17 protein-coding genes and 1 pseudogene are annotated in these 18,640 nt (G+C 61.4%); 2 read left to right on the top strand and 16 right to left on the bottom strand.

Translation table 11 applies throughout. The features are described 5' to 3' along the window. From ruvA to ACGK9R_RS05510, 4 genes are all read right to left on the bottom strand, one after another. Window positions 1-609: a Holliday junction branch migration protein RuvA gene (gene ruvA, locus ACGK9R_RS05525; RefSeq protein ID WP_394579027.1), complete on the bottom strand. Its 609-nt coding sequence runs from the start codon at window positions 607-609 to the stop codon at window positions 1-3. 129 nt (window positions 610-738) lie between these two features. After that, window positions 739-1,290: a crossover junction endodeoxyribonuclease RuvC gene (gene ruvC / locus ACGK9R_RS05520; protein WP_394579025.1), complete on the bottom strand. Its 552-nt coding sequence runs from the start codon at window positions 1,288-1,290 to the stop codon at window positions 739-741. A gap of 72 nt (window positions 1,291-1,362) precedes the next feature. Beyond that, window positions 1,363-3,141, bottom strand: a complete 1,779-nt coding sequence (gene aspS / locus ACGK9R_RS05515) for an aspartate--tRNA ligase (protein WP_394579023.1) — start codon at window positions 3,139-3,141, stop codon at window positions 1,363-1,365. Between the two features lie 63 nt (window positions 3,142-3,204). Next, complete coding sequence (locus ACGK9R_RS05510; protein ID WP_394579021.1) at window positions 3,205-3,549, bottom strand: FmdB family zinc ribbon protein; 345 nt, start codon at window positions 3,547-3,549, stop codon at window positions 3,205-3,207. Window positions 3,550-3,749: 200 nt separating this feature from the next. Between ACGK9R_RS05510 and ACGK9R_RS05505 the strand changes: the two genes are divergently transcribed. Further along, window positions 3,750-4,697: a D-2-hydroxyacid dehydrogenase gene (locus tag ACGK9R_RS05505; protein ID WP_394579019.1), complete on the top strand. Its 948-nt coding sequence runs from the start codon at window positions 3,750-3,752 to the stop codon at window positions 4,695-4,697. 32 nt (window positions 4,698-4,729) lie between these two features. Here the strand turns inward: ACGK9R_RS05505 and ACGK9R_RS05500 are convergent, their stop codons facing one another. The 9 genes and pseudogenes from ACGK9R_RS05500 to ACGK9R_RS05460 all read right to left on the bottom strand — a co-directional run bounded on the left by ACGK9R_RS05500 (window position 4,730) and on the right by ACGK9R_RS05460 (window position 13,714). Continuing rightward, window positions 4,730-4,966, bottom strand: a complete 237-nt coding sequence (locus ACGK9R_RS05500; RefSeq protein ID WP_394579732.1) for an acylphosphatase — start codon at window positions 4,964-4,966, stop codon at window positions 4,730-4,732. Window positions 4,967-5,026: 60 nt separating this feature from the next. Continuing rightward, window positions 5,027-5,923, bottom strand: a pseudogene (locus ACGK9R_RS05495) (YihY/virulence factor BrkB family protein); the annotation flags it as partial. A 132-nt stretch (window positions 5,924-6,055) separates the two neighbouring features. Continuing rightward, window positions 6,056-6,973 carry a LysR substrate-binding domain-containing protein gene (locus tag ACGK9R_RS05490; protein ID WP_394579017.1) on the bottom strand — a complete coding sequence of 306 codons (918 nt, stop codon included), beginning with the start codon at window positions 6,971-6,973 and terminating at the stop codon, window positions 6,056-6,058. 32 nt (window positions 6,974-7,005) lie between these two features. Further along, the gene (gene cls, locus ACGK9R_RS05485; protein WP_394579015.1) at window positions 7,006-8,424 is read right to left on the bottom strand and encodes a cardiolipin synthase; all 1,419 of its coding nucleotides are present in this window, start codon (window positions 8,422-8,424) and stop codon (window positions 7,006-7,008) included. Window positions 8,425-8,526: 102 nt separating this feature from the next. After that, entirely contained in the window at window positions 8,527-10,032 is a 1,506-nt protein-coding gene (locus ACGK9R_RS05480; protein ID WP_394579013.1) for a fumarate hydratase, read from the bottom strand. 187 nt (window positions 10,033-10,219) lie between these two features. Then, window positions 10,220-11,044, bottom strand: a complete 825-nt coding sequence (gene nei / locus ACGK9R_RS05475) for an endonuclease VIII (RefSeq protein ID WP_394579011.1) — start codon at window positions 11,042-11,044, stop codon at window positions 10,220-10,222. 4 nt (window positions 11,045-11,048) lie between these two features. Next, window positions 11,049-13,073 carry an excinuclease ABC subunit UvrB gene (uvrB, locus tag ACGK9R_RS05470; RefSeq protein WP_394579009.1) on the bottom strand — a complete coding sequence of 675 codons (2,025 nt, stop codon included), beginning with the start codon at window positions 13,071-13,073 and terminating at the stop codon, window positions 11,049-11,051. A gap of 21 nt (window positions 13,074-13,094) precedes the next feature. Beyond that, entirely contained in the window at window positions 13,095-13,517 is a 423-nt protein-coding gene (locus ACGK9R_RS05465) for an OsmC family protein (protein ID WP_394579007.1), read from the bottom strand. Further along, a complete protein-coding gene (locus ACGK9R_RS05460; RefSeq protein ID WP_394579005.1) occupies window positions 13,517-13,714 on the bottom strand; it encodes a hypothetical protein in 198 nt (65 codons plus the stop codon). Before ACGK9R_RS05460 ends, ACGK9R_RS05465 begins: the two co-directional genes overlap by 1 nt. Window positions 13,715-13,892: 178 nt before the next feature. Here ACGK9R_RS05460 and ACGK9R_RS05455 point away from each other — a divergent pair, with 178 nt between their 5' ends. Next, window positions 13,893-14,864, top strand: a complete 972-nt coding sequence (locus tag ACGK9R_RS05455; protein WP_394579003.1) for a YgfZ/GcvT domain-containing protein — start codon at window positions 13,893-13,895, stop codon at window positions 14,862-14,864. Between the two features lie 50 nt (window positions 14,865-14,914). Here the strand turns inward: ACGK9R_RS05455 and ACGK9R_RS05450 are convergent, their stop codons facing one another. The 3 genes from ACGK9R_RS05450 to ACGK9R_RS05440 all read right to left on the bottom strand — a co-directional run bounded on the left by ACGK9R_RS05450 (window position 14,915) and on the right by ACGK9R_RS05440 (window position 18,270). Further along, the gene (locus ACGK9R_RS05450) at window positions 14,915-16,504 is read right to left on the bottom strand and encodes a peptide chain release factor 3 (protein ID WP_394579000.1); all 1,590 of its coding nucleotides are present in this window, start codon (window positions 16,502-16,504) and stop codon (window positions 14,915-14,917) included. Window positions 16,505-16,731: 227 nt separating this feature from the next. Then, a complete protein-coding gene (locus ACGK9R_RS05445) occupies window positions 16,732-16,941 on the bottom strand; it encodes a putative motility protein (protein ID WP_394578998.1) in 210 nt (69 codons plus the stop codon). Window positions 16,942-17,013: 72 nt separating this feature from the next. Beyond that, on the bottom strand, window positions 17,014-18,270 hold the full coding sequence (locus ACGK9R_RS05440) for an NAD(P)/FAD-dependent oxidoreductase (RefSeq protein WP_394578996.1): 1,257 nt from the start codon (window positions 18,268-18,270) through the stop codon (window positions 17,014-17,016). Window positions 18,271-18,640: the final 370 nt, after the last annotated feature.

The raw sequence follows: 18,640 nt of genomic DNA, 5'->3' as shown, positions 1-18,640 counted from the left end.
TCAGCTACCCATGCGCCGGGTCAACGCCGCCTTGATCAGCGCTTCGGTGGGCTGGTTAGGGTCCAGGTCGGCGAGCATTTTGCTCGACTCGGTGAGCTTGTAACCCAGACTCACCAGCGCCGCCTCGGCATCAGCGAGATGATCGCGCGGTGCAGGCTCACCGTTGGCGCCTTCCAGCGGCAGCGGCGCATGACGGCCCTGCTCCCATTCGGGGAAACGATCGCGCATTTCGATGATCAGCCGCTCGGCGGTTTTCTTGCCAACGCCTGGAAGTTTCGTTAACGCCTTGCTGTCGTCGTCGCGTACGCAGCGCATGAAGGCATCCTCATCCATGCCGGAGAGAATCGCCAGCGCAAGCTTCGGCCCCACGCCGTTGACCTTGATCAGCGCGCGAAACAGCGCCCGTTCGTGCTCGCGGGCAAAGCCATAGAGCAGGTGGGCGTCGTCGCGAATCGTCAGATGGGTATACAGTGATACGCGCTCGCCCGGGACGGGCAGGGCGACGAGCGTGGTCATCGAGGCTTCCAGTTCGTAGCCAACGCCGTGCACGTCGACCACCACCCAGGGCGGGTGTTTCTCAAGCAGTGCGCCGCTTAAACGACCAATCATGGACTACCTCGTGCCAATCGAAAGAGTGTTGCCCGGGCTAAAAAGCCGGCGCTTAAAACAGGGCCTTACTATAAGGCGACTCTGTACTTATGACCAGTAGTGGCGTGGCGCCCTCCATTATGATTCACGTTAAAGCCGCCAGCGCCCGCTCGAGCGCCGCCCGGCGCCGCGCGAAGGTGTGGCCAAAAGCCCCTGCCCCGTGTAGGCATGGCTCAAGGCGATCGCCAGCGCGTCCGCCGCGTCGGCCTGGGGCGTAGCGGAAAGATTCAGAATCGCGGTCACCATGTGCTGAACCTGGGCCTTGTCTGCCCCGCCCTGGCCGGTCACTGCCTGCTTGATCTGGCGGGCGGCGTACTCGGCGATGCCAAGGCCGTGGTTGGCCATGCATACGAGCGCCACACCCCTGGCCTGGCCAAGCTTCAGCGCCGAATCGGCGTTCTTGGCCATGAACACCCGCTCCACGGAGACCTCCGTTGGCCGGTGAAGCCCGACCACCTCGGCAAGCCCGGCGTAGATCTGCGCCAGGCGCTGCTCGAGCGCGCCGTCGGCGGTGCGAATACAGCCGCTGGCCACGTACCGGGGTTTGGCGTTGACCAGCTCGATCACGCCGTAGCCGGTAATACGCGAGCCCGGGTCGATGCCCAGAATACGCCGTGGCGCGGCGGCGGGCCCTTCATCCATGGTGACTCTCCAAATAAAAACACCGACGCAAGCGCCGGTGTTTAAGCGTATCAGAGCGGTCAGTCGCGCCGGTTATTCGGCGCTCTCTGCCCTGGCCTTTTGACGCAGGCGGATGTTGAGCTCCTTGAGCTGCTCGGCGCTCACCTCGCCCGGGGCGTCGGTCATCAGACACGCCGCGCTCTGGGTTTTCGGGAAGGCGATCACTTCGCGAATGGTTTTCGCGCCGGCCATCAGCATCACCAGACGGTCGAGGCCGAAGGCCAGGCCGCCGTGGGGCGGCGCGCCGTACTGGAGTGCGTCGAGCAAAAAGCCGAATTTCTCCTGGGCTTCCTCTTCGCCGATGCCGAGAATCTCGAACACGCTACGCTGCATGGTCTGATCGTGGATACGGATCGAGCCGCCGCCGAGTTCGGTGCCGTTGAGCACCATGTCGTAGGCCCGCGAAAGCGCTTTCGCCGGGTCAGCCTTGAGCTCCTCAGGCGAACAAGAGGGCGCAGTGAACGGGTGGTGCAGCGGGCTCAAACGGCCGCTACCGTCGGTTTCGAACATCGGGAAGTCGACCACCCACAGCGGCGACCACTGCTGAGTATAGAGCTCGAGATCAGCGCCCAGCTTGACGCGCAGCGCACCGATCGCCTCGTTGACGATCTGGGTCTTGTCCGCGCCGAAGAAAATGATATCGCCATCCTCGGCACCCACGCGATCGAGAAGCTCCTCGACCACGTTCTCCATGAACTTGACGATCGGCGACTGCAGGCCTTCGAGGCCCTTGGCGCGCTCGTTGACCTTGATCCAGGCCAGGCCCTTGGCGCCGTAGATACCGACGAATTTGGTGTACTCGTCGATCTCCTTGCGCGAAAGGCTCGCACCGCCTTTTACCTTCAATGCGGCGACGCGGCCGTCATCGGCGTTGGCCGGACCGGAGAAGACCTTGAAGTCGACCTGCTTCATCAGATCGTCGACGTCGGTCAGCTCGAGCGGGATACGCAGATCCGGCTTATCGGAGCCGAAGCGGTCCATGGCTTCCTGCCAGGTCATGCGCGGGAAGTCGGGAAGATCGACATCGAGCACTTCCTTGAAGAGCTTCTGGATCATGGATTCGGTGATACCCATGATATCGCTCTCCTCCACAAAAGAGGCCTCGATATCGATCTGGGTGAATTCCGGCTGGCGGTCGGCGCGCAGGTCCTCGTCGCGGAAGCACTTGGCGATCTGGTAGTAGCGATCGAACCCGGCGACCATCAGAAGCTGCTTGAACAGCTGCGGCGACTGGGGCAGCGCGAAGAACTCGCCGGCGTGGGTGCGGCTCGGCACCAGGTAGTCGCGGGCACCTTCCGGCGTTGCCCGGGTGAGGACCGGCGTTTCGATATCGAGAAAGCCCTCGTTTTCGAGAAACGCGCGCACGCTGTGAGAGATACGAGAGCGTAGACGCAGCTTCTCGATCATGTCCGGGCGACGCAGGTCGATGTAGCGGTGCTTGAGGCGCACTTCCTCGCCGACCTTGCCGTGCTCGTCGAGCTGGAACGGCGGCGTGGCGGCGGTGTTGAGGACCTCGACCTCCTTGGCCAGAATCTCGATCATGCCGGTGGGCATGTTGGGGTTCTGGGTACCTTCCGGGCGCAGGCGAACGCGGCCGGTGATGCGCAGCACGTACTCATTACGGGCACGGTCGGCGGTGGCGAACGCATCCTGGGTATCCGGGTCGACGACGAACTGCGCGATGCCGTCGCGGTCGCGCATATCGAGGAAAATCACCCCACCGTGGTCACGGCGACGGTGGACCCATCCGCAAACGGTCACCGTTTGATCTACCAGAGTTTCGTTGAGCTGGCCGCAATAATGGCTGCGCATGTTTCATCCTGTTGTGTTACGTGGCAATCGTGGTGTCGCGGGTGTGCGCCGTCATTGGCGCGGCTACGCCGCGGCACCATTGTCTTTTGAAGAACCGGCTTTTGAAGAACCGGCTTTTGAAGAACCGCTCGAGGCGCCCTCTTTCGAGGAGCCGCTGTTGGGCGCGCCGCTGTCGCTCTTGCCGCTCGAGGCGTTCTGGCTATCCGCGGCCAGGTTTTTCTTGCCGCCGGTCTTGAAATCGGTTTCGTACCAGCCGCCGCCGGCCAGGCGGAAACCCGCCGCCGAGACCAGCCTTGTCAGCTCATCCTGCTCGCAGGCCGGGCAGTGGGTCAGCGGCGCGGCGCTGATCTTCTGTAACTTTTCCATGCGATGGCCGCAGGCCTTGCACTCGTACTCATAGATGGGCATGTTGATGGCTCCTGAAAAGCTCGAACTGGACAGGACGTTGAAAACCCTGGAAACATTTACCCTGATAACCCGGGCCGTGACAATATATGGCCCAGGCTTATGAATTCCAAGACAGCGGCGCTTAGCCGCCCATTATACCCTTTTGTGCCCCCTGCCGAGCAAGGTTTGGCGGGTTCGGGCGCGCAGATGGAGAGACTGCAATGGCCAACGCGGTAATGCTCGATGCACAAAGCATGGGACCGGACATCGATTTCAGCGCGATTCGAGGCGCCGTGACCCACCTCGAGGTGTTCGATCAAAGCTCACCGGAGCAGGCGCTACAGCGCCTTGACGGTGCCGAGATCGCGCTGGTCAACAAGGTGAAGCTTGGCCGCGAGGTGCTCTCATCGCTGCCGTCGCTCAAACTGATCTGCGTGATGGCCACCGGACTCAACAACATCGACCTCGACGCCGCCCGCGAGCACGGCATTGCGGTGAAAAACGTCACCGCCTACGGCACCGCGAGCGTTTCCCAGCATACCTTGATGCTGATGCTCACATTGGCCGCGCGCCTGCCGCGCTATCAGCAGGATGTCGCCCAGGGCGCCTGGCAAAAGAGCGCGTTTTTCTGCCTGCAGGCGTATCCAACGCTCGAGCTTGCCGGCAAGAATCTCGTCATGGTCGGCCAGGGCGAGCTCGGCTCCGAGGTGGCGCGGCTGGCAAGCGCGTTCGGTATGAACGTCATTTTCGCCGCCCGCCCGGGCAACGAAGCCCATGACGAGCGCCCCGGCCTCGACGAACTGCTGCCCGAAGCCGACATCATCAGCCTGCACTGCCCGCTCAACGAGCAGACCCGCCACCTGATCAACCGGGAACGGCTTACCAGGGCCAAATCGAGCCTGCTGCTGGTCAACTGCGCCCGGGGCGGGATCATCGACGAGAACGCCGCGTTAGAGGCGCTGCGCCAGGGGCAGATCGGCGGGCTGGCGGTGGATGTACTGCCGGAGGAGCCGCCCAGAGAGGGCCACGCGCTGCTCGATGCGCTGGCGGCTCAGGAGGCGCTGAATCTGATCGTGACGCCGCACAACGCCTGGATCACACCCGAGGCGCGCCAGAACATCGTTCGCCTCACCGCCGAGAACATCACCGCCTTTGAAAAGAGCGCCTGAGGCGCTCTCATTGAGCAAGCAACGCCACGGCCTCAGGCCGTGGTAAAACTCTCAGGTACGTGATCGTTATCGACCGGCTCGAAGCTCACATCGGTGACCTGGGCGTGCTCCGGCCCCTCGCGCAGCCATTCGCCGAGCGACTCGACGGCCTCCGGCTTACCACACATCAGTACCTCGACCCGGCCATCGGCGAGGTTTTTAGCGTAGCCGCTGATTCCGGCGGCAAGTGCTTTTTCCCGCGTGGCGCTGCGAAAGTTGACGCCCTGCACCTTGCCACTGACGAACGCGCGAACGCTTTGGGTATTCACATCGGCCTCCTTGTATTCCTGAATCAGCTCGTGCTTGACCCGCACTGCGCTGTTGCGCGGGCTAATCGCCCTGCCCCGGCGCATCAACAGCGAACGCGTGAACGCCGCGCCAAACAGCAGAATGAGTGAGCTGTAGTAAACCCATAGCAGCACCATGACCACCGAGCCCGCCGCGCCGTAGGTCGAGGCCGTGGCGGTATAAGCAAGATAAATGGCGATCAGGTTACGCCCAATGGTGAACAGGATAGCCGTCACTAGCCCGCCAATGAACACGTCTCGCCAGCGCAGCACCACGTCCGGTAGCACCTTGAAAATGGTCGCGAACAAAAGCGTGACCATGCCAAGTGAGACCAGCGACTCCAGCGTGCGGGTGAAAAAGCTGATGTAGGGAACGATGTAGTTGGCCGCCTGCAGCATGCCGCGAACCACCACGCCCAACACCAGCGATACCAGCAGAATAAAGCCGATCGCGAGTACCACGGTCAGCGATAAAAGCCGCGTCTTGATGAAGATGAAGAGACTGTTGGAAGTCGGTTTGGCGGTCACGTCCCAGATGGTATTGAGCGAGAACTGCATCTGGGCGAAGACCGTGGTCGCGCCTACCAGCAGAGCGCCAAAGCCCAGAAGTGTGGGCAGAAGCCCGGATTCGGCGATGCGCGACTGAGCGACGGCTTGCTCGATGGCCGAGGCGGCATCGACGCCGAGCGTGCCCTGCAGCTGAGCGACGATCTGGCCCTGAGCGGCGTCTTCGCCCAGTACGATGCCGATCACGGTGACCGCAATGATAATCGTGGGAGCAAGTGAGAAAAGCGTATAGAACGCAAGCGAGCCGGCGTAGCTGAAGGCGTTACGCTCGAGCCAGAGTGCGACGGCGTCCTGCACTACTTTCCACCAAAAGAGTAGCGTTCGTTTCAGCATCTTGAATCCCTTGCAAAATACTTTATAGGAGTGCGCTTTATAGTGAGCGCTTATGTGAACCCACAGCATACCCAACTATAGCTTGGCACGCAGTAAAGGACGCCTTTCTTACCAATCAAGCGTCGCGTCGCTTCACGCCTGAAGAAAATCCCGGGGCAGCTTCATCATCTGACGCCACAGCCGCTCGACGCCGGGCTTGTGCACCAGCGAGCAGCGATAAAGGCGAATCTCGAGCGGAATGTCCAGGCTTTCATCGCCGGCGCGTACCAGCCGCCCACATTTGAGCTCTTCGCGGATACAAAAATCAGGAATCCAGGCAAGCCCCACGCCCTGTAGCACCATTCCCTTCAAGCCCTCGGCCATGGCGGTTTCGTAAACCGTGCGCAGCTTGAGCCGGCGTGAGTCGTTTTTCAGCACCATGTGTACACTCTTGCCCAGAAACGCGCCCTGGCTGTAGGTCAGATAGGGAACCGGGTCTTTTTGGTCGAGGGTATAGAGCGGCTTGCCGTCGCTACCGGCAAGCGACACCGGCAGCATCTTGACGTTGCCGATCGAAAAGGAGGGAAACACCTTGGTATCGAGCTGCATGGTGGCGAAGGGATCGTAATAGGCGAGCATCAAGTCGCAGTTGCCCTCGCGAAGCACGTGGATTGCCTCGCCCACATTCATCGCCATCAGCCGTGTGGGCAGCTCCCCTACCCCTTTTTGCAGGCGCGATATCCAGGGGGGATAAAAGCTCAGCGCAAGCGAGTGCGCCGCGACGATATCCAATGCCTCGTTGGCGATCGACAGGCCGCGCAGGTGATTCAGCGACTCGTTGAGCTGATCGACCAGATTGCGCGCCGTCACCAGAAAGAGCTGGCCTTCCGCAGTCAGGCCGATCGGCGTGGTCGAACGGTCGACCAGGGTGGTGTCCAGTGCTTGCTCCAACGCGCGAATGCGCCGGCTGAAAGCCGGCTGGGTGACGTGACGCTGTCGCGCCGAGGCCGAAAAACTTCGCGTATTGGCGAGAGCCACAAAGTCCTCCAGCCACTTGGTTTCCAGATTCACCCGAACTCCTTACATCGACGCGATGAATACGGTTACTGAATGGGCGCGGTCAAATACGCCGCCCGAGAGACCACCTTCTTCCACAGCGGCCGACTGTTGATTTCGTCGATGCTTACCCGACGACAGCGTGAAAAATCCTCCAGCAGCATCGCTTCGACATCGGCGGCAAAGGATGCCGACGGCACGTAGGTGGTGATTTCGAAATTCAGCCGAAACGAACGATTGTCCAGATTAACCGTGCCAACCGTGGCGGCTTCATCATCAATCAGCATAACCTTTTGATGTAAGAATCCAGGGAGATAACGGTATATTTTTATCCCCGCTCGAAGCATATCGGGTAGAAACGAAAATGCCGATAAAAACACCAGTAGATGATCCGGGCGCTCGGGAATCATGACGCGCACATCGACGCCTCGCATGGCGGCCAAACGCAGCGCATCCTGCACGCCCTGGTCAGGCACGAAATAAGGGCTGGTGACCCAGAGCCGGTCGTTGGCGCTATGGATCAACTGCTGAATCAACAGGCTTGCGGTGTCGTGCTTGTCTGCCGGGCCGGAGGGCACGATCACCACCTGATGGTCCATCTGGGCGTGGTTCTCCGCGTGCCAGTTCAGCGAGATCACCTCACCCGTCGCCCAGTGCCAGTCCTCCCAGAATGCCTCCTGCAGGCCCAGCACCCCCGGCCCCTTGAGCGCCAGGTGGGTGTCGCGCCAGGGCCCGTGGCGCGGATGCTCGCCCAGGTACTCGATGCCCACGTTGAAGCCCCCTACCCAGCCCTTCTTGCCATCGACCACCATGATCTTGCGATGGTTGCGAAAGTTGAGCTGAAAACGGTGCTTGAAGCCGCGGGAAGAGCCAAAGGGGCTGACCTCCACTCCTTCGCGCTCGAGTTCCTTGAAGTAGCTATCGCGAAGTTTGCGGCTGCCAAGCTCATCATAAAGAAAGTAGATACGCACGCCCCGCCGGGCGGCCGCCACCAGGCGCGCCTTTAGCTCCTTGCCCAGCCGGTCGTCGCGGATGATGAAAAACTGCAGCAGTAGGTAGTCGCAGGCCTCGTCGATGCCTCGAAACAGATGTTCGAAGGTGGCCTGGCCGTCGATCAGAAGCTCGGCGTGATTGCCCTTGGTCAACGGCATCATCGCCAGCTGCTCCACGGCCTGGATATCCGGCGTGGCCGGCAGCGAGATATGCGGCTTCATATTATTACGGTAGCGGCGCAGCACGCGTCGAAGCACGTTGTCCCGAGCACCCCGCGCGGTCACATAACCGTAGAAGCGCGGGCGACCAAACAGCCAGTAGGCGGGCAGTGCCACGTAGGGAAACGTCAACAGGGACATGATCCAGGCAACGGCCCCCTGGGAGGTGCGGCTCGACATCAGCGCCATGACGGCGGAGATCATCCCCATCAGGTGAATGAGCATAATGCCCGTACCGATCAGCCACGAGGTCATCTAACGCTCCCTGCCATCCATGAGCCCCTCAAACGCTTATGTGAAAAAGCCCCGCAATACGGGGCTTTGAACGTACAGTGTGCCCTTCCGGGCCGCTTTAGTTTACGCGGTTTCGGCAATGATTGCCTTCCATTTAGCCGGTCCGGTCTGATGAACCGAGGCGCCCTGGGTATCGACCGCCACGGTGACCGGCATGTCCTCGACCTCGAACTCGTAGATCGCTTCCATCCCTAAGTCCTCGAAGCCGACGACGCGAGACTTCTTGATCGCCTGAGCGACGAGATACGCCGAGCCGCCCACCGCCATCAGATAAACCGCCTGGTTGTCCCGGATTGCCTCGATGGCCGCTTCGCCGCGCTCGGCCTTGCCGACCATGCCGAGAAGCCCGGTCTCTTCGAGCATGGTGCGAGTGAACTTGTCCATGCGCGTGGCGGTCGTCGGACCTGCCGGACCCACCACCTCGTCACCAATCGGGTCGACCGGGCCAACGTAGTAGATGAAGCGCCCTTTCATATCTACTGGAAGCGGTTCGCCCTTGGCAATCATGTCGGTCATGCGCTTGTGGGCGGCGTCGCGGCCGGTCAGGAGCTTACCGTTGAGCAGCAAGGTATCGCCGGGCTGCCAGGTCTTGACCTCTTCCGGGGTGACGCTGTCGAGATCGACACGCTTGACGTTGCCGCCTACTTCGCGGGTGATTTCCGGCCAATCCTCGAGTTTGGGTGCAGGCAGCGCCACGGGGCCGGAGCCGTCCAGGGTGAAGTGAGCGTGACGGGTAGCGGCGCAGTTGGGGATGATCGCCACCGGTTTGTTGGCCGCATGGGTCGGGTAATCCTTTACCTTGATATCGAGCACCGTGGTCAGGCCACCGAGGCCCTGAGCGCCGATGCCGGTCTTGTTGATCTTGTCGAACAGCTCCAGGCGCAGCTCTTCGGCCCGGTTTTGTGCTCCTCGCGCCTGCAGCTCTTGAATGTCGATCGGGTCGAGCAGCGCTTCCTTGGCGATCTCCATCGCTTTCTCGGCGGTACCGCCGATGCCGATACCCAGCATGCCCGGCGGGCACCAGCCGGCGCCCATTTTGGGCAGCTGCTCGAGCACCCAGTCGACCACGCTATCGGAGGGGTTGAGCATGGCGAACTTGGACTTCGCCTCGCTGCCACCGCCCTTTGCCGCCACGTGGATATCGACCTTGTCGCCGGGAACAAGCTTGTGGTGGATGATAGCGGGGGTATTGTCCTTGGTGTTCTGACGCTTGCCGTCCGGGTCGGCGAGCACCGAGGCGCGCAACACGTTGTCCGGCAGCAGGTAGGCGCGGCGTACGCCTTCGTTGACCATGTCGTCCAGGCTCATGTCCGCTTCCCAGGTCACGTTCATACCAACGTGAACGAACACGGTGACGATCCCGGTATCCTGACAGATCGGCCGGTGCCCGGTGGCGCACATCCGTGAGTTGATCAGGATCTGGGCGATGGCATCCTTCGCCGCCGGATTCTCTTCCCGCTCATAGGCGCCAGCCATGGCGTCGATGAAGTCTTTTGGATGGTAATAGGAGATGTACTGAAGGGCATCGGCGACGCTTTGAATAACGTCATCCTGCTTGATCACGGTCATGAACAACGGGCTCCTGAAGGGACGATTCAAGCGGCTATTTATCAAGGGATTTTCCAATCCATAAGCCGTCTCGATGAGCGCATTATACCCGATCGTGAAATGCCCGGCAGCCCTCCCCTCTGGTTTCAAATACGCATTAAGGTTAATTGCTATTATTAGCTAAACAAAATAACGGTATAATATATGGTCAAGGTACCGGCTGGCAGCCTGGGCACCAATACAGCCGCCGTGATCCGACCATTTGTCGCTCGATGACGTCGCCACAGCGATGACAGGAGAGCCCCGCGCGCTCGAAGACGCTGAACCGCCACTGGCGGCGTGTTTCACCGGCGGCCCTGGCCTGTTCGATCCACGCTTCGCGGTTGGTCACTCCCGCCTGGCGGTAAGCCTGCCAGGTGGTGTCGAGGATGAGTTGCGAAAGCCTCTCTCGCTGCTCAGCGGTCAAGTCGACCGGGCGCCTGGCGGGATGCAGCTCGGCGAAGAAAAGGATTTCCGAGCGCAGGTAGTTACCAAGCCCCGCTACCAGCGCCTGGTCGAGCAGCAGCGCGCCCAGGCTTCGCCGGTAGAAGCGCTTGTCTTCGAGTCTTTCGACGACCGTGGCGGTCGATACCTGCTGGCTGAGAAGATCCGGCCCAAGCTTTGCCAGAAAAGGGTGCTCCTCGAGCGCGTCCTGGTCGAGCAGCGCGATATCGGAGGCGCTGTAGAGACTCGCCGCCCTGCCCTCGGTGACCAAACGCACCCGCAGCGAGCGATTCGTTTGCGGCGGGTTATGGGCGGCGTGCAGCTTCCAGACGCCGTAGAGCTGATTATGAGAGTAGAGCGCGCGCCCGTTGGCGAAGCGAATAAGCATCGCTTTGCCCCGGGTTTCCACGGCGTTGATGCGAACATCGAGTAAGGAGTCCGCCTGGGCCTGAAGCGCTTCGAAGGCGAACCAGGCGTGCTCGACTACCCGCCCACCGATCTGTTTTTCGATACGATCCGCTGCGCGGCGAATTTCGGGTCCTTCCGGCATCTAACTACCCCAGCACCAGCTGTTTCTCTTTCATCTGGTTGAGCTGGTCACGCAGGCGCGCCGCCTCTTCGAACTCCAGATTCTGCGCCGCTTCGAACATCGCGTCCTCGAGCTTGCCAACGGCATCGGCCAGCTGCTGCTGGTCCATGCTGGCGATATCGTAATCCGGGGTGGCGCTTTTCTTGCGGTCACTGCCGCGCCGGCCGTTGGTCTTCTTCGCGCCGGGGGCCTGAGCGGCCTCGAGAATGTCCGCCACCGAGCGCGTCACGGTGGTCGGCGTGATGCCGTGCTCTTCGTTGTGGGCCATCTGCTTGGCGCGGCGGCGCTCGGTTTCGTCGATTGCGCGGCGCATGGAATCCGTTACCCGGTCGCCGTAGAGAATCGCCTTGCCGTGGGCGTTACGCGCGGCGCGGCCGATGGTCTGGATCAACGAACGCTCGGCGCGCAGGAAGCCTTCCTTGTCCGCATCGAGAATCGCCACCAGCGAGACCTCGGGAATGTCGAGGCCCTCGCGCAGCAGGTTGATGCCCACCAGCACGTCGAACTTGCCCAAACGCAGATCACGAATGATCTCGACCCGTTCGACGGTGTCGATGTCCGAGTGCAGGTAGCGCACGCGTACGTCGTGATCGTCGAGATACTCGGTGAGATCTTCGGCCATACGCTTGGTCAGCGTCGTCACCAGCACCCGTTCACCGACCGCCGTGCGCTTGTGCACTTCCGACAGAAGATCGTCGACCTGAGTACTCGCCGGGCGCACTTCGATTTCCGGGTCGAGAAGCCCGGTGGGTCGTACCACCTGCTCGACCACCTGCCCCGCGTGTTCGGCTTCGTAGTTGCCGGGCGTGGCGGAGACGAAAATCGTCTGCGGGCTGATCGATTCCCACTCCTCGAATTTCATCGGCCGGTTATCCAGCGCCGAGGGCAGGCGAAAGCCGTACTCGACCAGCGTCTCCTTGCGCGAGCGGTCGCCCTTGTACATACCGCCGACCTGGGGGACGCTGACGTGGGACTCGTCGATGAACAGCAGTGCATCGTCCGGCAAATAATCGAAAAAGGTTGGCGGCGCCTGGCCCGGTTCACGCCCGGAAAGGTAGCGCGAGTAGTTCTCGATGCCGTTGCAGTAGCCGAGCTCCAGCATCATCTCGATATCGTAGAGCGTGCGCTGCTCCAGACGCTGCGCCTCCACCAGCCGCTCGTGCTTTCTCAGCCACTCCAGGCGCTCCTTGAGCTCGCCCTTGATCGACTCGATCGCCTCCAGAATCGTCTCCCGCGGCGTGACGTAGTGGGATTTCGGGTAGATGGTCATGCGAGGCACCTGGCCGCGCACGTCGCCGGTGAGCGGATCGAACAGGCGTATGGAGTCGATCTCGTCGTCGAACAGCTCGACCCGCACCGCTTCCTCGTCGGAGTCCGCCGGGAAGATATCGATCACGTCGCCGCGCACTCGGTAGGTGCCGCGGCGAAAGTCCGTGTCATTGCGGGTGTACTGAAGCTCCGCCAGCCGGCGCAGGAACTTGCGCTGATCGATCAGCTCGCCGCGGGTGAAGTGCAGACGCATCTTCAGGTACTGATCCGGGTCACCCAGACCGTAGATCGCCGATACCGATACCACGATCAATGCGTCGCGGCGCTCCAGCAGGGCTTTTGTGGCGGAAAGGCGCATCTGCTCGATGTGATCGTTGATCGAAGCATCCTTCTCGATGAAGGTGTCCGACGACGGCACGTAGGCTTCGGGCTGGTAGTAGTCGTAGTAGGAGACGAAGTACTCGACCGCGTTGTCCGGAAAGAACGCCTTGAACTCGCCGTAGAGCTGGGCGGCCAGGGTCTTGTTCGGCGCCATGACGATGGTCGGGCGCTGAAGCTCCTGGACGATATTGGCCATGGTGAAGGTCTTGCCGGAACCGGTCACCCCGAGCAGCGTCTGGTGGGCAAGGCCCGACTCGAGCCCGCTGATCAGGCTCTTGATGGCGGTGGGCTGATCGCCCGCAGGCTCGAATTTCGAGGTTAGCCGAAACGCTTTGCTCATCGTTGCTCCGAATGTGGGACGTTACTGGGCGGCGTCGGCGCTTGGCCGGGTATTGATCGTTACCGTCGCCTCTGTCATCAAGCGCTGGATGGGGCAGCGGCCGCTGATCTCCAAAAGCCGCTCGCGCTGCTCGTCGCTTAGCGGACCATCAAAAGCCAGATGTACCTCGAGGCTATACTCGCCTTCGCGCTCCTTACGGTCATCGCGAGCGACGGTGACGCTGATAGCCTCGAGCGGCCACTGTTTGCGCTTGGCGTACATCTGCACGGTGATCGCCTTGCAGCTCGCCAGCGCCATGTCGAAGTAGTCGTGGGGGTCCGGGTCGTGCCCCTCGCCGCCCAGCACTTTCGGCGCGTCGGCGTAAAGCGCTTCGACGCTTTCTACCTCGATACGCTGGCGAAACGCGCTGTTGCGTTCGCTGATCAGTGTAATGGGAGTGCGCATCAAGAGACCTCGATCTTGAGTTTTAGATCCTTGACCGCCTTGACCAGGGTTTGATGGCTAGCGCGCCCTTCCACCTCGGCGCCGTGCCGGCCGACCTCGGCGCTCTCGACCCCGTCGAGCATCATCAGCGCAGTGGTGATCTTGTTGACTTCGTCGGCACTTTGAACACCCTTGAAGCTCAGCGATTGAGTAGCCATGACCGATCCTTTACTGACGTCAGGCAGCCAGTGCCGCCCGAGATAAATTATGCAAAACTGATACAGACCGAGAAGTCTAGCACGGCGCTGGCCGCTTGCAATTGCAACCTGCCGCCCGCACTCAAGGGCAATAGTGTTACGCTAGAACGAACGCATTACCCTCGCTTTTGGAGCTAGTATGGCAACCGATCACGACCTTTCTTTCGAAGGCGAACTGCGCCTCGATCACCTGAGTGCGCTGGATATCAAGGGCGAGCACGCCGAGAAATTCCTTCAGGGCCAGACCAGCGCCCAGGTGAGCCTGGCCAACGCTACCTTTGCCCCGCTCACCTGCTTTTGCACCCCCAAGGGGCGCGTCATCGCCAACGGCCAGCTGATGAAGGTCGCCGAGCAGCACTATCGCCTGCTGCTGAGCACCACGCTTGCCGAGAAGCTCGCAGGACACTTGAAGAAGTTCGCGGTTTTCTACCAGGTCACGCTCGAGGTGAGAGACGATATTGCGCTGGTCGGCGCCGGGCCTGCACGCGCCGCCGAGCTTACACAAGCCGCCGGGCTCACGCTTCCCGAAAACGCCTACCTTCAGGCCAACGGTAATGATGCGCTGGCTTTGCGCCTGCCCGGTGAGCCGCGCTACCTGTTCTGCCTGCCCAGTGAGACGAACGAGCTCGCCGCCCCGAGTCAGGCGCTCGAAAACGCCTGGCGGCTGGCGGACATCAAAAGCGGCGTGGCAATACTCGACGAAGCTCAGGAGGATCACTTTTTGCCGCAGATGATCAACTGGGAGGCGCTTGGTGGCATCAGCTTCAAGAAAGGCTGCTACACCGGCCAGGAAGTGGTGGCCCGGGCGCACTTTCGCGGCCAGGTCAAGAAGCGCCTGGTACGCGCCAGCGCAAGCGCCAGCGCGCTGCCAGCGGCGGGAGATTCGCTGTGCGATGAGAACGGCAAGAGCCTGGGCGAAGTGGTCATGAGCGCTTTCAGCGGCGAGGGTCAGCTCGAGCTTCTAGCGGTGGTCGCCACCAAAGCCATCGACACGCCGCTGGCGCTTTACCTGGGTGAGGCGCCGGTAACGCTCGAGACGCTTCCCTACCCGGTCGAGCGGCTCGACCCGGAGCAGCTAAGCGCGCAGCTCGCTTCCCAGGTATCAGCCTGAACGAATGACGCCCGCGGCGGCGGGCGTCGGTTGAAAGCTGAAAAAGCGGGTCAGTGTTCTCGCGTGGGCTGGAAACGGACGTCCGGCCAGCGCTCCTGGGTCATCTGCAGATTCACCCGGGTCGGCGCGATGTAGGTAAGATAGCCGCCGCCGTCGATGGCAAGATTGCCGCTCGCCTTGCGCTTGAACTCCTCGAGCATTTTGGCGTCGTCGCAGTAGACCCAGCGCGCGGTCTGCACGTTCACCCCTTCGTAGATGCAGTCGACCTTGTACTCTTCCTTCAGCCGGTGGGCGACCACGTCGAACTGCAGCGTGCCTACCGCGCCGAGGATCAGGTCGTTGTTGTCCATCGGCATGAAGACCTGGGTCGCGCCCTCTTCCGAGAGCTGCTGCAAGCCCTTCTGCAGCGCTTTCATCTTGAGCGGGTCCTTCAGGCGCACGCGCTTGAACAGCTCCGGGGCGAAGTGGGGAATGCCGGTGAAGCGCATGTCCTCGCCCACGGTGAAGGTATCGCCGATCTGTACCGTGCCGTGGTTGTGCAGGCCGATGATGTCACCGGGCCAGGCTTCCTCGACCTGGGAGCGGTCCGAGGCCATGAAGGTGAGGGCGTCGGCGATCTTGACGTCCTTCTTGATCCGCACGTGGCGCATCTTCATGTTCTTCTCGTACTTGCCGGAGCAAACGCGCAAAAAAGCGATACGGTCGCGGTGGTTCGGGTCCATGTTCGCCTGGATCTTGAACACGAAACCGGAGAAGCGCTCGTCATCGGCGGTGACTTCGCGGGCGTCGGTTTCCCGCGGCTGGGGTGCCGGGGCGTACTCGACGAAACCGTCGAGCATTTCGCGCACGCCAAAGTTGCCCATGGCGGTGCCGAAGTAGACCGGCGTCAGCTCGCCGCGGCGATACGCCTCGAGATCGAAAGCGTGAGAGGCGCCGCGCACCAGCTCGATCTCCATGCGCAGCTCCTCGGCCTCGTCCTCGCCGAGTAGCGCATCCACTTCCGGGTTATCGAGCCCTTCGATGCGTTTGTCGTCCGGAATCCGGCTGCCCTGGCCCTGGGTGTAGAGATGGATTACATCGTTGTAAAGGTGATACACCCCCTTGAAGTGACGCCCCATGCCAATCGGCCAGGTCATCGGCGCGCACTGGATATTGAGCACCGTCTCGACCTCGTCCATTACCTCGATGGGGTCGCGAATGTCGCGATCCATCTTGTTGACGAAGGTCAGAATCGGCGTGGTACGCAGCCGGCATACCTCCATCAGCTTGATGGTACGGTCCTCGACGCCCTTGGCGCCATCGATCACCATCAAGGCAGAGTCTACCGCGGTCAGAGTGCGGTAGGTGTCCTCGGAGAAGTCCTCGTGGCCGGGGGTATCGAGCAGGTTGACGATGCGCCCGCCGTAGGGGAACTGCATCACCGAGGTGGTCACCGAGATGCCGCGCTCCTGCTCCATCTTCATCCAGTCGGAGGTAGCGTGGCGGTCGTTGCGCTTGCTCTTGACCGAGCCCGCCATCTGGATGGCGTTCCCGAACAGCAGCATCTTTTCGGTAATGGTGGTCTTGCCCGCATCCGGGTGCGAAATGATCGCGAAGGTGCGGCGCAGCTCGGCTTCGCGGGTCAACTGAGTCTCTTTCATCATGCCTCTATGCAATTGCTACCCTGCGCCGGTGCCTGGATCAAAAAAGCGCCAGCCGAGTAATTCGGAATGGCCGGGATTGTAACGTTCTGGTCAAGGCTCTGCCACGCTCCTTTGAAAAGCGCGCCGCTTTTACCCGGCGCACAATAAAAAGAGCCGCCTGATGGCGACTCTTTAGAGAGACTATTTAGAAAAACTGGCTCGAGAGCTCAATGACGCCGACTCGGTCAGGCGTAGGTATTGACCTTTGTGCCAAGCGTGCCTTCGCTGGCGAGATCCGGCTGGGCGCCGGTATCGGCGCTAGCCAGTACTTCGGTCACCTGCTGAGCCTGCATGTCGAGCGCTTGGCGAAATAGCTCCATCTGCGCCTGTTGCGGGGTTTGCGCCTGGTTCATGTAGAGCGCGTTACTAACGGCACTGCTGGCTGCGATATCCATCGTTTCACCTCGATTAAAATCGTCATACGCTCAAGATTAGCAACATCCCCCAGGACGCGCCAGCGAGCGATATCAGCGTTTACCCTGAAAGCGGCCAGCGCTGAAAGGCGCCATGTCGATCGCGGTGGGCTTGCCCTCCATCATATCGGCCAGAAGCCTGCCGGTTGCCGGGCCCAGGGTAAAGCCCTGGTGGCCGTGACCGAAGGCGAACCAGAGCCCCGGATGACGCGGCGCCGGGCCGATGACCGGCTTCATGTCGGGAAGACACGGCCGGGCGCCTTTCCAGGCCGCGTTTTCGCGGCGCTCGGCGAGCGGGAAGACACTGCGGGCGACTTTTTCCGCCGCTTCCAGCTGATGCTCGTCGGCGGGTGACTCTAGCCGGTCGAGCTCGGCGCCGGTGGTCAGGCGCACGCCCGCGTTCATCGGCGCGAGCAGATAGCCGACTTCGGCGTCCATCAGCCAGTTATGCAGCGTTTTGCCCGGTTTGCTTGCGTAGTGCATGTGATAGCCGCGCTTGACGAACGTGGGTATGGCGTAGCCAAGTCTGGAGGCCCACTCCCCCGCCCAGGGGCCAAGCGCCAGCACCACGTCGTCCACTTCAAGTTTTTCTGTATCGGTGACGACCTCGAAGCCCTGCTCGCGCGGCTCGACGCTCTGTATGGTAGCTTCCACGATACGCCCACCGAGCGCGGTAAAGGCGTCGGCATAAGCGGCAACCAGCGCGCCAGGGTCGGCGACGGTCCAGGGGTCGAGCCAGTGAATGGCGCCGATGATTTCCGCGCCAATATCCGGCTCCTTGTTTACCAGCGCGGCGCGATCCAGCACCTCGAACTGCACATCGAAACGCTCGCGCGCCTCTTTTGCCTGTTCGATGCGCTTATCGAGCTTTGCCTGGGTGCGGTAGATCTCCAGCCAGCCTTCACGGCGCACCAGGTGGCCGGCATTGGCTGCCTCGATCATCTCGCCGTGGGCGTCGAGGCACAGGCCGATGATGGACGCGTACTCGGGCACGATCTTTTCGTAGCGCCTGGCCGACGAGTTGTGCCAATAGCTTAGAAGTGGCGAGAAGGCGTTGAGCATCCCCCCGGTGCGGTAGCGAATATCCACCCGTTTGTTGGGCAGGACACTCAGGATGGTCTTCATGTCGCGCGGAAAGGGGTAAGGGCGCACCGCCTCGCGCTGGATGATGCCGGCATTACCGTAGGAGGTTTCGCGCCCCGGCGCGCGACGGTCGATCAGACTCACTCGATGGCCCCTCTGCTTCAGGTGCCAGGCGATACTCACCCCGACCATGCCCGCTCCCAGTATCGCCACATGCCGCTGCGCCATCGTTTTTCTCCCGTCGTTGTCATGATGAAAACCCCGTTAAAAAATAACATTAGCGAGGTCGCGACTGCACAGTCATAACCACTTTAATTGGAGCGTTTGCCAGGTGAAATTAACGGATTGACGATAAAGAACCGATGTTTTTCGCGCAAAGACTCGGAGCAGTACAAAACCAGCGGGTAATGGCTACAAAGCTGCTGCCTGAAGAACGCCCGAACACAAGCGTAGCAGTCCGGAAAAGAAGAATTCGGGAGAAAATGAGTGTGGCAAAGAGCAGCGCAGGAGAAAACGACGTAAAAACCACAAGCCAGGAGCGCTTGGAGCAGTCAAGATAAAACGGAAATAGAGGAGATAAAACGAGGAGACACGGAAT

The sequence above is a fragment of the Halomonas sp. HNIBRBA4712 genome (assembly GCF_043558675.1).
Taxonomy (GTDB): domain Bacteria; phylum Pseudomonadota; class Gammaproteobacteria; order Pseudomonadales; family Halomonadaceae; genus Vreelandella.
The sequence above is the reverse complement of the archived record's forward strand: the minus strand, read 5'-3'. Positions and strand labels throughout refer to the sequence as shown.